Below are 14252 nucleotides of genomic sequence, written 5' to 3'. Positions count from 1 at the left end.
GAGGAGGTCGTCGGAATGCCAGAGGGCGACACGGTCTTCCGGACAGCACAGCGCCTGGACGATGCGCTGACCGGTCGGATACTCACGGGTTGCGATATCCGGGTTCCGCGTTTCGCCACAGTCGATGTGAGCGGGGAACGCGTCGACGGTGTGGTTGCGCGTGGAAAGCATCTCTTGATTCGTGTGGGCTGGGCCAGCATTCACTCCCATCTGAAAATGGATGGCAGCTGGCGGATCGTGTCCGCCCAGCGGCCCGTCCCTACCTGGGACCATCGAGTCAGAGCCATACTGATGACGGAAGAGTCCGTAGCGCTCGGAATAAGCCTGGGTGTCTTGAATGTGGTCGAGCGTGCACGTGAAGGCGACGTAGTAGGGCATCTGGGCCCGGATCTACTTGGGCCGGATTGGGATTCAGCCGTCGCGGTAGAGCGATTGATCGTGCGGTCGGAGGATCCGCTGAGCGTGGTGCTGCTCGATCAGAGGGTCATGGCAGGCATTGGCAACGTGTACTGCAACGAACTGTGCTTTCTGGCGGGTGTGGTGCCCACCACGCCGGTGAAGAACCTGGCAGACCCCGAGCGCCTCGTCGCGCACGCCCACACGTTGCTGCAGGCGAACAAGAATGACTACCACCGGACAACGACTGGTGACCGGCGGCCCGGGCGTGAGTTATGGGTCTACGGTCGCCATGGAAAACCGTGTCGCCGCTGCGGAACTCCGATCGCACGCGACCAGAGTTCTCCGCGTGTGGCCTATTGGTGCCCTAGCTGCCAGCGATGATCGATGTCGGAGGGTTGGCCTAAGGTTCGACTCGATGATGCTGCGGAGGTGGAGGCGTAGAGCGCTTCGAGCGCGCCGCCGTTTGTCGCGCGCATTGGTTACGTTTCTGGTCGTGGTGCTGGCCGGGCCCGTTGTCGCGCTGCTCATCTGGCCAGGCATCCTCGTGTATCGGAACACCGGGGACCCACTGCTGGCGGCGTTGGCGCAGGTGGCCTACCTCGCCGCGCCCTACGCTGTATACCTGCTCCTGCGCGCTGCCGGGTGGGGTCTGCGAGGCCTGGGCGAGGTTGTGGCCGAGCGCCGATACGATGCCCAACTGCGAAGGTATACGACGCTATCCGGGCTTGCGGAGATCGACGAGATGTCCGGCGTCGATTTCGAGACCTTCGTGGCGGCGCGCATGCAGAATGCCGGATGGCATGTCGAAATCACCCCGGCGTCCAGTGACTACGGGGTCGATCTGATAGCCACGAATCGGCGCGATGTCGTTGCCGTGCAGTGCAAACGCTATTCGAGAACGGTCGGTGTCAGGGCGGTTCAGGAGGCCGTCGCGGGCGCGCGGCACTACGACTGCACCCGCGCCATGGTGGTCAGCAACCAGGACTTCACCCGCCAGGCCCAAGCACTGGCCGTGACCAGTAGGTGTGAGCTCATCGGGCGGGATCGTCTGCCGCGCTGGCTGAATCAGAGCGATATGCCCGCCGTTTCGAACGCCGCACAGCCCAGATGACCACGAGCAACGCGATACCGAAGAGCGGGTATCCCATGGCGATCCGCGTGAAGGCCAGCCAGCCCACCGAATCTTGGGTGTATAGCCACTCTTGCACAATGAATCTGGATAAGAACACCGTGGCCAGCGACAAGGTCGCCACCGAAAAGGCGAACCGTGACGGCTTGTCGTCGCGCCAGCGCTGCCCAGTGCCGGTGAAACCGTGCCATATCACGCCCGCGAGCGGCCAACCCATGAACACCGAGCCCGTGAAGACGATCGCGGCGATGAGGTTGGTCCAGATGCCCATGAGAAAGAAGCCTTTGGCCGAACCGATCTGGTAGGCGATTGCCGCCGAGATCACCACCCCGAACAGTCCGGACACAGCCGGTTGCAATGGCTGGCTGCGTAACCACCGCCATGCGGCGATTGCCGCTGCGGTCGCGGTGGAGATCCAGATGGCACCAGCCAGGCCAAAAGCGCTGTTGCCCAACGCGAACGTCACGCTCGGCAGGCCAGCGTAGATGAGCCCGGGGAGCCCACCGGCTTGTTCGAGCAGTGTCAGTTTGCGTTCGGTCGGTTCGGAAGGTTCGGAAACCCCGGTCACAGGACCTGCCGTCCGCCTAGATGCTCGGACAGAAATCTTTCCGTCGCACGGTACAGGTCGATCTGATTCTCCGGGTTGAGGAATCCGTGGCCCTCATCCGCCTTGACCATGTATTCGACCTCGACACCCCGGGCACGCAGGGCCGCCACGATGTTGTCGGATTCAGCTTGCACTACGCGTACATCGTTGGCGCCCTGGGCAACCAGTAGCGGAGTGCGGATCTGGTCCACCCGGCTGATGGGGGATCGAGCCAGCATGTCCGCCTCTTGTTCCGGCACCGCAGGGTCGCCGACGTAGCGGTACCAGTTGTTGGCCAGGTTCGGCCGCACGAACGGCGGGAGGGTACGCATGAAATTCGCCAGATTGGAGATGCCCACGTAGTCGATAGCGCCCGCGAAGACATCTGGCGTAAAGGCGACCCCCACCAGCGCCGAGTATCCGCCGTACGAGCCTCCGAATATCGCTACGCGGCTGGGATCGGCGTAGCCCTGCTTGACCGCCCAGTCCACCGCATCGATCAGGTCGTCGTGCATCTTGCCGGCGAACTCTCCGATAGCGGCCTTCGTGAAGGCCTTTCCGTAACCAGTAGATCCACGGAAGTTGACCTGTAACACCGCGTATCCGCGGTTCGCGAGGAACTGCACCGCCGGATCGAAGCACCAACTGTCGCGATGCCACGGACCACCGTGGACGACGAGCACCAGCGGCAACCCCGCGGGCTCCACCCCGACGGGCAGCGTCAGATAGGAATGCAGGCTCAGGCCGTCACGTGAGGTGATGGTGACCGGAGCCATCGGCGCCAGAGTCGCCGGGTCCAGGTGGGGGAACGGCCGGAAGAGCTGTCTGCTCTCGCCCGTGGCATGGTCGTAGAAGTACGTGACCCCTGGATCGCGGTCATGCGTAAAACTGACCACCCAACGTCGGCCGTCCTCGTCGGAGGAGATCTCCGCGAGGTCTCCCTCCGAAAGCCCCTCAAGTTTCGTCAGCACCGGAGCGAAATCTGGATCGAGTACCCGGATCTCCTGTCGCTCGCCCAGATATCGAACTGCCAGTAGTTCACCGGTTCTCCGATGCCGGATCAGGGCCGGGGCCAGACCCAGTGCTGCGGATAGGTCGAAGGTGGGGTGGCTGTCGACCTCGGATTCCTCACCGCTGGACAGGTCTAGTCGGACCAGACGTGTGCGATCGGTGTCGCGGCTGGATCCCATCCACAACCCGGTGCCATCCGGTGTGATCTGCGTCGGGTGCATGCCGACCGGGTAGTCCGCACCGTTGTAGACGACGAGAGGATGCAGGGTTCCGGACTCGTATCGGGAGAACTCGATATCGCCTTCGCGTGTCAGCGACTGCGTGAACACCTCGTGGTTCGGTCCGCAGAACCAGGCCATGACGCCGCCGGGATTCTCGGCGAGCATGGTCAGCTCACCGGATGCGATATCGAGTTCGTACAAGTCGATTTCGTCGATCTTGCGGTGGTTGAGCTGGACGAAAAGCTTCCCGGGTCGCCCGTGCGGGCGCTCCAGGCCCAGCAGGCGCACATCGGGGTACGGCGTCAGATCCAGTGGCGGCGTGTCAGGGTCGTCCAAGTTCACCCGATACAGATGCCAGTTCTCGTCGCCCCCGGAGTCCTGCACGTAGAGCAGCCAGCGCGGATCGTCTGTCCAGAGAAAACCTGTGACGCTTCGAGTTTCGTCATGGGTGACACAGCGGGCGTCGTCCGAATCGAGACTCTGTACCCACACGTTGAGGCGATTGTCGCGCGGCGCCAGGTATCCGATCTTGGTGCCATCCGGTGAGATCGACGCGGAGGCACGGACGGGCGGATCGAAGAATTCTTCGACGGTGATGAGCGCGGGCAGCGCCATGGGAAGTTCCTCTCGGTGTCGGGTAACACCAGGAGAAACTATGCCGCTACGGCACAGTCAAGTGCAGGTGCGCTGACCTGCTAAACGGTGCACGGATTGTCGCGATGACGTGGCGGCGGTTGACGATCAAGCCGACGATCGCCAGTACGCCGTACACCCCGCAGAGGATGAGCCGGCCGTGGGTAGAGGTGATCGGGAACTGGATGATGAACAGCGCCAACAGAGCCCATGCGGTGCCGCGATGGAATCGCAGGGCCAGGATCAGGGCCACGCCCATCATGGTTTGCGTTGCGGTCAGCAGGGTTTCTTCGATCTGACGGGAGTCCAGAACCAGTGAGTAACCGCCACCGCCCACGAGATGGGCGATCGGCAGCGAACCGATCAAGAGAGTCCACTGGTTGACCTTGGACGAGATCAACGTGGCGATGGCGGCGGTTCCCTTGCCTCGGGCGGCGAAGATCGCGGCGATGATGAACTCTGGCGCTTCAGATGCCAGCGGTGCGAGCCACTGCACCAGGAGGAACTGATCGACGCCCAATTGTGTTCCGGCACTTACCAGGCTGTTGGCAAAGGGCTCGGCACACAAAAGGATGACCGACGCGGCCATAATGAACATCGTGACGACGGTGCTGCGGCGCATGTGCTTGGGCAGCATGCCGATGGCCGCCGCTGTGCCCACCAAGTCGGGCTCCTCGGCCTCGCCGTGACTGATCGTGAACAGGTAGAACCCGAACCAGGCCAGCAAGGCGATGCCCAGCACAAGGTGAATGTGACCGCTTGCCGGGATGACAAATGCCACCACACCGGCCACCATCAGGAACCCCAGCTCGATGCGGTTGGACGGCTCCAGCGACAGCAGGTTGGTAGGACGTCCGGATGTCTTGCGGGCCACCGCGAGTGCAATGAGGACGACAACAGGCCAGCCCAGGCCCATCAGCAGCCGGTTTGATCCGGTCATGTTCGCCGCCGCGTATTGGCTGTACTCGGGAACTCGGCCGGAGATGTAGGCGTAGTAGAGGTCGACGGCGTACTCGGGTAGTACCGCGATCAGGGCCAGTACCGCGATGGCCAAGCCGCCGGATACGTCCATCTGCGCGGCTTCCGCAGCCCAGGCCAGGATGAAACTCGCGGCCACCACGGCAGCGCCGTAGATGACGAGTGCCGCCACCGGATTCGGATGTAGCCCGCCGATCCGTGTGACCAGTGCGGGCGCCATGAACAGCGCGGTGATGCACACCGACCGGAGAAGCCGCCGACGCAGTTCACGAACCACGTCGGGCGTACTCGCGATGGTCTGCACGGCTTCCTCTCTTGGGTAGGGCAGGGACATGGGTGAGCCCTGCACATCGGGTCGCAGACACAAGCTAGCACCGCCACACGCCCTCAGCAACACATTGATAACCCTGCGTGACACACATGTGATCGGAAAACTAGCAGGTAGTGGCGCCCTTTATGAATTCTTCGGCTAACCTAACCTGAATGTATGGCAAACCACATGGTGTGAGGTTGCGCGTCATGGCTGATGGGGCGAGGGTTTCGCGAATTGACCATGCCGCGGCGGCATAGTGTCCAGTAGAAGGTGTGCAGGCGAATGCAGAAGGAGTGACGGTGGGCTGGAGTACTCGGGAGCTTGCTGAGCTCGCCGGCACCAGCCTGCGCACTGTGCGTCACTATCACGACATCGGACTGCTCGGCGAGCCCGAACGTCGTTCCAACGGTTACAAGAGTTACGGCGTCGCGCATTTGGTCCGGGTCTTGCAGATCAAACGCCTTACTGGGCTGGGCCTTTCCTTGAAGCAGATTGCGGAGATGGACGAGGCCGATGAGGATCCGCACGAGGCGCTTAGGGCGCTCGATGAGGAGCTGGCCGCCACCATCGAGCGGCTACAGCGGGTGCGCGACGAGCTGGGGCAGATACTCTCCAGCGAGATGGCGGCTGACCTACCGCCCGAATTCGGTTCGGCTGCAGTCAATATGGAGCTATCCGATACGGACCGCTCGCTCGCGTTCGTCATGTCCAGGGTGCTCGGTCCCATCGGTATGCAGGCATTCATCGGGATGTTCCTGGACCAGCAGGACCGCGACCTCGATCATGAACTGGAAAGTCTGCCCACCGATGCCGACGAGCCGACACGAGCCGATCTTGCCCAGCGGATGGCCCTGCACGCCCGCAAGTTGTACGCCGAGCATCCGGGGATGCTGGACTCGACCGCGGACGCCCCCCGGGGGCAACAGTTCGCTGAACGAACCGTGGCGCAGGCACTGTGGGATCTGTTCAATCCCGCCCAGCTCGACGTACTGGTTCGCGTAGGTGCGGCGCTGCGCGGGGATCAGGGACTGGGCTGAGGGATATTGCACTGATTGACCGTCGGATTGAGTCCCGCATAGTTGAGGGGGCCGGCGATGACGGTCAGTGCGATTGTTCCCGCGCTGGCGCAGGTCTGCGGACTGCTGGTGAAGTACCCGCGCTGGGCCACCGCGATCGCCCCCACGATCAACCAGATGGCCAACAGTATTCCGGCGTATCGCATGGTGTCTCCCAGTTTTCGGTCGCGGGTCAGTAGTAGTGGCGGCGGCCGCCGATGGCGTGTCCCATCCGGCCCGCGACCATCAAGATCAGGCCGATGACGATGAGTACCACCCCGCCGGTCCATAGCCACCCGATGTCGAGGAAGAAACCGGCTGCCAGCGCGATGGCTCCGAGGATGATCATGGCCCTCACCTATCCCAATGCCGGTTTTCACGCGTGATGCATTTGTTTACGACGTCAACTATACGCCGCACAGTGTCTTTGGGGGAGAAGTTGAAGAATCAGCACCCGGCCGCCTGGGCTGGGCGCTTGGGCTCCGCTAACTGGTTGCCCGACAATGGAATTGATGATCACTATAAGCTTGTCGAAGTCAGCGTCTGCTGATTTCCGCGAGTGCGGCGTTGGCGGCGTGCACCCCGCACATGCCGTGAGCCCCGGGTCCGGGCGGGGTTGCTGCCGAGCAGATGAACATCCCGCGGGTGCCGAGGCCATAAGGGGTGAGCGTGATGCGGGGACCGAACACCAGCTGCCGAATGTCTTTGGCGCCCGTCATGATGTCTCCGCCGACGTAGTTGGCGTTGTATCGGGACAGTTCGGTCGTCGAGCGCACCGCCGTGCCGACTATGCGCTCACGGAAACCGGGGGCGAATCGTTCTATCTGGCCGATGATCGCTTCGGTCGCATCTCCGGTATATCCGGAAGGCACGTGCGCGTAGGTCCATAGCGGGTGGATCGTGCCGGCCGAACGTTGCGGATCGGCCAGATACTGCTGGCCGACGAGTACGAATGGTCGCTCGGGCATGGTGCCGGCGTGGATCTGCCGTTCGGTGGAGGCGAGCTCAGCGTAGGGGCCGCCGAGGTGCACTGTGCCGGCCTGGCTGGCATCGACATTGGTCCACGGGACCCCGCCGTCGATCGCGAAGTCGACCTTGAAAGCGCCGGGACCGTGACGAAACCGCGTCAATGCACGGAAGACCCGTGCAGGCAGCCGCTCGCCAAGAATCTTTGCCACAGAGCCGGGTTCGAGGTCGAATAGCGTCACATCGGCATCGGGCAGTTGCGCGGCGTTGTCAATGCGGACCCCAGTGTGGACTGTCGCGCCGAGTTCGGTGAGGGCTGCGGTCATGGCCCCGACGAGGGATCCGGTGCCGCCAGAGACCACGGGCCAGCCGTAGCGGTGTCCGGCCGTCATGATTCCCAGGCCCACCGCTGCCGTCATCGGGTAGTGCAGGGGGCGGAAGGCGTGCGCGGCGACACCGCCGTACAGGGCCCGGGCAGATTCGGTGCGAAGCAGTCTGCCGACCGCGGATGCGGGCAGGGCAGCCGGCAGTCCGAATCGGGCCATCTGGATCGGGTGGCGGGGCACGCGCAACAGCGGTGCCGTGATGTCCTGAGCAAGGGTGTCAAAGTGTCTCGAGGGATAGCCGAACAGGGCACGCCAACGATTGCCGTCACGTCCCATCTGGAGGGCCGTGCGATCGATCGACCGGTACAGGACGCCTGCAGAGCCGTCATCGAGCGGGTGAACGCAGTCGACTTCAGGCAGCAGCCAACGCACTCCGCGACGAGCCAGGTCAAGACTCGTCAGGAAGGACGAGCCGATGGCCATCGGGTGCGTGGCAGCGCAGTCGTCGTGGATCAGTCCGGGTGCCAGCATCTCCGAGGAACGACATCCACCGCCCGGCGTGTCAGTGGCCTCCAACACTGTGACCGAGATCCCCGCGCGCGCGAGAGTAATTGCTGCGGCCAGACCGTTGGGTCCGCTGCCGACGACAGTGGCCCTGCTCATCGGGCCACCGTGGCGCGCATATAGCTATCACGAAAGTCGCAGGCGATAAACGTATTACAGCCGACCTGCACCGTGGCATCCACCTCCGTCGGGTCCGTCACCAAAGTGTACAAACCCGATTGTCGGAAGCTTGGCTGGCCGCCTCTAGCGCCACGACGGGCAGTTGACGAAACTGTAAACGTGGTGCAAATTTTGTCCCTGTGGCGGTACTCAGTGAGCAGGCAGGGATCAGTGACCTGGTGGAGCAGTTACATGGTCGGCATCCCGGTCTGACCCGCGACATCGTGGAGGCAGTGGTTCGCGCCGAGCACTCCCGCTTCGACGACAGTCCACTGCGCGATTACGTTCCGCTGCTGGTTGAGCGGCGCGCACGCGAGGAACTTGCCCTGCTCAGCGTGTAGCGAGCTATTGGTCGGGCGATGCGCCGGCGCCGTGAATCGCGGCGCGAATCGCGAGTTCGGCCGCACTGTTCGCGACGAACAGCATCTCGTCGCCCGCCTCCAAGACATCTTCGGGGGTGGGCAGTAGCACCGTGCCGCTGCGAACCACGGTGACCAACGCGGCGTTCGGCGGCATATCCAGGTCTGCCACGCGCCGACCCACCAGCGGATTATCTTGGGGCAGAGTCAGTTTTGTCAGATCCGCGTGGCCTCCGCGCAACCCCATCAGGCGCACCAGGTGTCCGATGTCGATCGCGCCCTCGATTCCCGCCACCATGGCCCCGGGTGTGGAGACCGCGACGTCGACCCCCCAGGCCTGGCCGAAGAGCCATTGGTTGCGGATGTCGTTGATGCGAGCGACCACTCGCGGTACGCCGAACTCGGTCTTGGTCAGTAGCCCCACGACGAGGTTGGCCTTGTCGTCTCCGGTGGCGGCGACCATGACGTCGCAGGTTTGTATTCCCGCTTCCTCCAGGGTGTCCAGCTCGCAGGCGTCGGCGTTGAGCCAGTCGGCCCCGGGTACCGCTGGGGGTTCGAAGTTGGTGCGCTCACGTTCGATCAGCAGGATTTTGTGGCCGTAGTCGAGCAGCTCGCGCGCCACGGAACGGCCGACCTTGCCTGCCCCGGCGATCGCGACTCGCATCTTCCGTTCCACCACCCCGCTATCGTGCCCTATTAACCGGAGTCGACCGACGGGAACGAAGTGAGCCTGCACCAGCTGTACCTGGCCTTGCTCATCGGTGGGCTGGTGCTGCTCGCCAGCATCGTCGGCACCCGGGTGGCCACGCGCATCGGATTTCCCAGCCTGCTGTTCTTCCTCCTGGTCGGCGTCGTGCTCGGTGAGGATGGGCTGGGTCTGGAGTTCGACAATGTGGAGCTGGCCCGCAATGTGTGTACCGCCGCGCTCGCGGTCATCCTTGTCGAGGGCGGTCTGACCACACGGTTCTCCGATATCCGAAAGGTGCTCGCCCCTGCCGGTGCGATGGCGACGGTCGGTGTCGTGATCAGCACGCTGGTGACCGCGGTCGGCGCGCACGTTCTGCTGCGGATGGACTGGCAGCTGGCACTGCTTCTCGGGGCGATCGTGTCGTCCACGGACGCCGCTGCGGTCTTCTCGGTGCTGCGAGTGCTTCCGCTGCCGAGGCGGTTGGCCGGTCTACTCGAGGCGGAGTCCGGATTCAACGACGCACCTGCGGTGATCTTGGTGTTGATGTTCAGCATCGTGCCCTTCGTATTCGAGCCGAAGAGCGCGGTGGTTCAGATCGTGTACGAACTGCTGGCCGGATCGGCCATAGGCCTGGTGTGCGGCTTCCTCGGCGCGATGGCGCTGCGCCGCGTCGCCCTGCCCGCCTCGGGGCTGTATCCCATCGCGACCTTCGGCATCGGTCTGGTGGCGTTCGCAGCCTCCGGCAGCGTGCATGCCAGCGGCTTCATCGCCGCCTACCTGGCGGCGGTGGTGCTCGCCAACTCAGGTCTGCCGCACCGCTCTGCCACCCGCTCTTTCGCCGAGGGTTTGGGTTGGCTGGCGCAGATCGGGCTCTTCGTCCTGCTGGGATTGCTGGTCAATCCCAGTGAGCTGCTGGACGATCTGGTTCCCGCGATCGTGGTGGGTCTGGTGCTGCTACTGGCCGCCAGGCCGTTGTCCGTGCTGGGATCGCTTGTTGGATTTGGTGTTCCATGGCGCGAGCAAGCATTTCTGTCCTGGGCCGGTTTACGCGGGGCGGTCCCGGTGGTGCTGGCGACTTTCCCGATCGTGGAGGGCGTGCCGAACAGTTATCGCCTGCTGAACATCGTGTTCGTCCTGGTGGTGGTGTTCACCCTGGTGCAGGGACCGAGCCTGCGGCCCGTCGCGCATCTGCTGGGGTTGATCACCCGCGAGGCCACGCGTGAGATCCAGGTCGAGGCAGCTCCTTTGGATGTGCTGGATGCCGAGCTACTCACCATGAAAGTGCAACCGGGATCTCGGCTGCGCAACGTCACCATCCTCGAACTTAGGCTGCCCGATCCTGCCGTCGTCACGCTGATCATCCGGCAGGGCCACACCTTCGTCCCGCTGCCGGATACCCGAATCGAGTCGGACGACGAACTGATGATCGTCACTACCAGCAAGACCAGGGCATTGACCGAGTCGCGGCTGCGCGCGGTGAGCAGACGCGGCAAGCTCGCCTACTGGTTCGACGAATACGGGGACGTGGGCTGATCGTCGGACTCACCGAGTGTTGAAAGTCTCCACACAATCCGCAGCGCGATGGTCGGACGGGTCGGGGGAGCGGCGCAATCCGTCGATGACACCAACCCGGTTCCGTTCGGGTTGGTTCTGAGACATCTTTGCTTTGCCTTCGATGCGGTCGATGCTCAATTCCACCCCGACGATGGCCCGGATTTGCGCAGCTGTGAATTCCCTTGGAGCATCGTCGATTCCCCATGGCTTGGGCCTGCCTCGCTCGAGGTGCGCGGTGAGCTCGGTGACGAGGGCGTGGACCCAATGAGGATCGTCGCGCGCGGTGAGCTCGCCGTACACGGTAACCACTTCGTAGTTCCACGTAGGCACGACTTTGCCGGTTTCCGACTTGGTGGCATAGAAACTGGGCGAGATGTATGCCTGCGGACCGGAGAAGATCGCGACGCAGTCACCGGCTTGCTGCCAATGTGGATTGGCGCGCGAGACGTGCCCCACAAGAGTATGGCTCGCCGGTCGGTAGAGCAGGGGCAGCGGCGTCACCATGAAGCCTGCGGAACCATGGCTGACGAGTTGGGCGAGACGCGCCTCAGTCAAAGCGACCGCGGTTTCACGGTCGTTCATTGCGAAGTTCTTCGGTACGTACATGATCGGCATTTTTTCAGGTGCATCGGCCTTGGGGCTATCCATTAACCAGGAGCGTTGACGCACAGCACCACTCGGGCATACAGTACGGAACGTCAGCACCTCGCTAGGCGAGGCTCCTGCACGAACACAGGCCACTGATCCGACGACGTCGAGAGACGCCCAGGGTTAGGACAGATCTCCCCGGCTTAAGGGGTGATCCGAGGTGGCTTCCCTACCGGGATCACGTCGTGCAGTGCCGAAGCTCTGACGAGAGAGGTGTAAACCCGTCTGGTGGTGGGTGGTCTCTCCTGTCTGAGCGCGCTTGACGTGTGCTGACGTGAAACCTTTGCGGCACAACCGCCCTGGCAGCGAGGAGGTGAGGGACGACATGCAGTCCGGCGATAGTCCGTATCCCAGTCCGGATCGAAAACCTGGCTTAAGCCAGCACATACACGTGTTCCCAGCCTTCCGCTGCGACACCGCACACGCCTGACCTGCCGCGAGAATCTTTGCGCCAGGCCTAATTTGGCGTGCCCGGATATGCGCGCAGCGGACCAAACCCTGAGAAAGGGCGGCAACTGCAATGGCATTCTTCAACGGCGTCCCACGCCGATACGACGGCGACGGGCATGCGCCCAACGGCGCTGTGATGGACAGTGCGCATGTCGGCGACATCGTCGGCGCGCTGGGCACCATCGGACAACACGAGAGCACCGAAGGTCGCAGCCGCTGGCAGCGGTTCCGGATGTTGTTGGCGGTCTTGGGTCCCGGTCTCATCGTCATGGTCGGCGACAACGACGCGGGTGGGGTGGCCACCTACGCGCAGGCCGGCCAGAACTACGGCATGGCGCTGCTCTGGACGTTGGCGCTGCTGATTCCCGTGCTCTACGTCAACCAGGAGATGGTGGTCCGGCTGGGAGCGGTCGCCGGGGTGGGCCATGCGCGGCTCATCTTCAGCCGGTTCGGACGTTTTTGGGGCGCTTTCAGCGTCGGTGACCTGTTTGTGGTCAACGCATTGACCATTGTCACCGAATTCATCGGGGTGGCAATGGCATTGAGCTACTTCGGTCTGCCCCGCTGGATCTCGGTGCCGCTGGCCGCGGTGCTGTTGTTCGCGGTGGTCGCCGGTGGTTCGTTCCGGCGTTGGGAGCGATTCCTCTTCGCGCTCATCGCACTCAACGTAGTGATGGTTCCCATGGTGATCCTGGTACGCCCATCGCTCACCACCACGGCGTCCGGGTTCGTGCCGTCCTTCCCGGGTGGCCTCAATGCCGAACTACTGATGCTGATCGTCGCGATCGTGGGCACCACGGTGGCACCATGGCAGTTGTTCTTCCAGCAGTCCAACATCGTCGACAAGCGACTGACACCGCGCTGGATCCGTTACGAGCGAATCGATCTCGCAGTGGGGATCGTCGTGGTGATGATTGGTGCGGTCTGCATCATGGGGGCGGCGGCGTTCGGGCTGGCGGGCACCGATGCCGTCGGAAACTTCACCGACGCCGGTGCCGTGGCACGGCTGCTGCATGAGCATGTTAGCCCCACGGTCGGGGCACTGTTCGCCATCCTGTTACTGGATGCCTCTCTCATCGGTGCCAACGCAGTGGGCCTGGCCACTACCTACGCGCTGGGGGACACCTTCGGCAAGCGTCACTCACTGCACTGGAAGCTGAGTGAGGCGCCGGCCTTCTACCTGGGCTACGGCGTGCTGCTCGCGGTCGCCGCCGCGGTGTCGTTCAGCCCCGATCCGGTGTTGGGCGTGCTCACTCAGGGTGTGCAGGCGCTGGCCGGTGTGCTCTTGCCGTCCGCAACGGTCTTCTTGGTGCTGCTCTGCAACGACAAAGCGGTTCTGGGTCCATGGGTCAATACGGCACGTCAGAATGTCGTTGCGGGACTGATTGTCTGGGCCCTGGTACTGCTGTCGTTGTCGCTGACCGCGGCGACCTTCTTTCCCGACCTGAGCACGGCCCAGCTCAAGGCATTCTTCGTGGTCGGCGCGGTTGTCGGGCTTCTCGGTGGTGCGGTGATCTATGCCGCAAGGAAGCGGGCCGATCGCGCCGCCGCCCGTGTTACCGCCGCGGATCTCGGTGGGTTGGATCCAGAGCAGGTGGAGGACCTGGAATCTGCACCGCGTGATCGCGCCCTGCGCCGGGAAGTCCTGCGGCAGCAACGTGAAACCTGGCGTACGCCGGCACTTGACACGTTGGAGCGTCCCGCGTGGTCGCCGTTGCGGACCGCGGGGATGATCGCCCTGCGCGGGTATCTTGTGGTGGCTGTGGTGCTGGTCGGCGTCAAGGTCGCGCAGACCATTATCGGGTAGCGCCCGGCCAATAGCATTGTGCAGCAACGGGAATGACACCATGCAGATATTCATCACATGGCACGAGGAAGCGTTGTGCCGGGGCATGCCCTCGGAGGTCTTCTACTCGCCTGATCATGAACGTGGCAACGCGCGGTTGGTCAGGGAGCGACGCGCAAAACAGATATGCCATCAGTGTCCGGTGCGCGAGCCGTGCGGCCGCCACGCCATCGACGCGCGCGAGCCCTACGGAGTCTGGGGAGCCACTACTCCCCGTGAGCGGCAAGAACGAAGGTGTTGATTCATTTTTGGAGTTACGAATATAATAGTTCGGTGACCCGAAATCATGGACGCGAGGTGGAGCTACGCGAGGCGGCATGGTTGGAGACCGTGGCGGTGGTTCAGGCGGTCTCGACCGGCGACAAGG

The 14252-nt window shown here is 63.5% G+C and carries 15 protein-coding genes and 1 riboswitch; of the genes, 7 read left to right on the top strand and 8 right to left on the bottom strand.

Annotated elements, in window-relative coordinates; genetic code table 11:
• Window positions 1–15: 15 nt before the first annotated feature.
• Both nei2 and MYCSP_RS22320 read left to right on the top strand, forming a co-directional pair.
• On the top strand, window positions 16–780 hold the full coding sequence (gene nei2 / locus MYCSP_RS22325; protein WP_083019146.1) for an endonuclease VIII Nei2: 765 nt from the start codon (window positions 16–18) through the stop codon (window positions 778–780).
• Window positions 781–814: 34 nt separating this feature from the next.
• The gene (locus MYCSP_RS22320; RefSeq protein ID WP_083019148.1) at window positions 815–1510 is read left to right on the top strand and encodes a restriction endonuclease; all 696 of its coding nucleotides are present in this window, start codon (window positions 815–817) and stop codon (window positions 1508–1510) included.
• On the opposite strand, the gene MYCSP_RS22315 is transcribed toward MYCSP_RS22320, so the two are convergent.
• Genes MYCSP_RS22315 through MYCSP_RS22305 form a run of 3 tightly spaced genes read right to left on the bottom strand, consistent with a single transcriptional unit; the run spans window position 1431 to window position 5261 of the window.
• Complete coding sequence (locus tag MYCSP_RS22315; RefSeq protein WP_088415193.1) at window positions 1431–2096, bottom strand: DUF3159 domain-containing protein; 666 nt, start codon at window positions 2094–2096, stop codon at window positions 1431–1433. The two genes, MYCSP_RS22320 and MYCSP_RS22315, sit on opposite strands and share 80 nt — an antisense overlap.
• Window positions 2093–3961: a S9 family peptidase gene (locus MYCSP_RS22310; RefSeq protein ID WP_083019153.1), complete on the bottom strand. Its 1869-nt coding sequence runs from the start codon at window positions 3959–3961 to the stop codon at window positions 2093–2095. Before MYCSP_RS22310 ends, MYCSP_RS22315 begins: the two co-directional genes overlap by 4 nt.
• 46 nt (window positions 3962–4007) lie before the next feature.
• A complete protein-coding gene (locus MYCSP_RS22305) occupies window positions 4008–5261 on the bottom strand; it encodes a sodium:proton exchanger (protein WP_083019200.1) in 1254 nt (417 codons plus the stop codon).
• 281 nt (window positions 5262–5542) lie between these two features.
• Between MYCSP_RS22305 and MYCSP_RS22300 the strand changes: the two genes are divergently transcribed.
• Window positions 5543–6307 carry a helix-turn-helix domain-containing protein gene (locus MYCSP_RS22300; protein WP_088415191.1) on the top strand — a complete coding sequence of 255 codons (765 nt, stop codon included), beginning with the start codon at window positions 5543–5545 and terminating at the stop codon, window positions 6305–6307.
• On the opposite strand, the gene MYCSP_RS22295 is transcribed toward MYCSP_RS22300, so the two are convergent.
• From MYCSP_RS22295 to MYCSP_RS22285, 3 genes are all read right to left on the bottom strand, one after another.
• On the bottom strand, window positions 6292–6492 hold the full coding sequence (locus MYCSP_RS22295) for a hypothetical protein (protein WP_070911660.1): 201 nt from the start codon (window positions 6490–6492) through the stop codon (window positions 6292–6294). The genes MYCSP_RS22300 and MYCSP_RS22295 overlap by 16 nt on opposite strands.
• 26 nt (window positions 6493–6518) lie before the next feature.
• Window positions 6519–6674 carry a DUF6131 family protein gene (locus MYCSP_RS23375; RefSeq protein WP_070911661.1) on the bottom strand — a complete coding sequence of 52 codons (156 nt, stop codon included), beginning with the start codon at window positions 6672–6674 and terminating at the stop codon, window positions 6519–6521.
• Window positions 6675–6861: 187 nt separating this feature from the next.
• Window positions 6862–8280 carry a phytoene desaturase family protein gene (locus MYCSP_RS22285; protein ID WP_083019155.1) on the bottom strand — a complete coding sequence of 473 codons (1419 nt, stop codon included), beginning with the start codon at window positions 8278–8280 and terminating at the stop codon, window positions 6862–6864.
• Between the two features lie 200 nt (window positions 8281–8480).
• Here MYCSP_RS22285 and MYCSP_RS22280 point away from each other — a divergent pair, with 200 nt between their 5' ends.
• Window positions 8481–8681, top strand: coding sequence for a three-helix bundle dimerization domain-containing protein (locus MYCSP_RS22280; protein WP_083019157.1), 201 nt, complete (start codon window positions 8481–8483; stop codon window positions 8679–8681).
• Window positions 8682–8685: 4 nt separating this feature from the next.
• Here MYCSP_RS22280 and MYCSP_RS22275 read toward each other — a convergent pair whose 3' ends face one another.
• Complete coding sequence (locus MYCSP_RS22275) at window positions 8686–9363, bottom strand: potassium channel family protein (protein WP_083019204.1); 678 nt, start codon at window positions 9361–9363, stop codon at window positions 8686–8688.
• A gap of 60 nt (window positions 9364–9423) precedes the next feature.
• Here MYCSP_RS22275 and MYCSP_RS22270 point away from each other — a divergent pair, with 60 nt between their 5' ends.
• The gene (locus tag MYCSP_RS22270) at window positions 9424–10920 is read left to right on the top strand and encodes a potassium/proton antiporter (protein ID WP_070911663.1); all 1497 of its coding nucleotides are present in this window, start codon (window positions 9424–9426) and stop codon (window positions 10918–10920) included.
• Window positions 10921–10929: 9 nt separating this feature from the next.
• Here the strand turns inward: MYCSP_RS22270 and MYCSP_RS22265 are convergent, their stop codons facing one another.
• Window positions 10930–11547 carry an FMN-binding negative transcriptional regulator gene (locus MYCSP_RS22265; RefSeq protein ID WP_070912013.1) on the bottom strand — a complete coding sequence of 206 codons (618 nt, stop codon included), beginning with the start codon at window positions 11545–11547 and terminating at the stop codon, window positions 10930–10932.
• Window positions 11548–11639: 92 nt separating this feature from the next.
• Window positions 11640–11809, top strand: a riboswitch (M-box (ykoK) riboswitch).
• Window positions 11810–12109: 300 nt separating this feature from the next.
• Here MYCSP_RS22265 and MYCSP_RS22260 point away from each other — a divergent pair.
• A complete protein-coding gene (locus MYCSP_RS22260; protein ID WP_083019159.1) occupies window positions 12110–13846 on the top strand; it encodes an NRAMP family divalent metal transporter in 1737 nt (578 codons plus the stop codon).
• 40 nt (window positions 13847–13886) lie between these two features.
• Complete coding sequence (locus tag MYCSP_RS22255) at window positions 13887–14126, top strand: WhiB family transcriptional regulator (protein WP_083019161.1); 240 nt, start codon at window positions 13887–13889, stop codon at window positions 14124–14126.
• Window positions 14127–14252: the final 126 nt, after the last annotated feature.

Origin of the sequence: Mycobacteroides saopaulense, from assembly GCF_001456355.1 — a bacterium.
GTDB lineage: Bacteria > Actinomycetota > Actinomycetes > Mycobacteriales > Mycobacteriaceae > Mycobacterium > Mycobacterium saopaulense.
The sequence above is the reverse complement of the archived record's forward strand: the minus strand, read 5'-3'. Positions and strand labels throughout refer to the sequence as shown.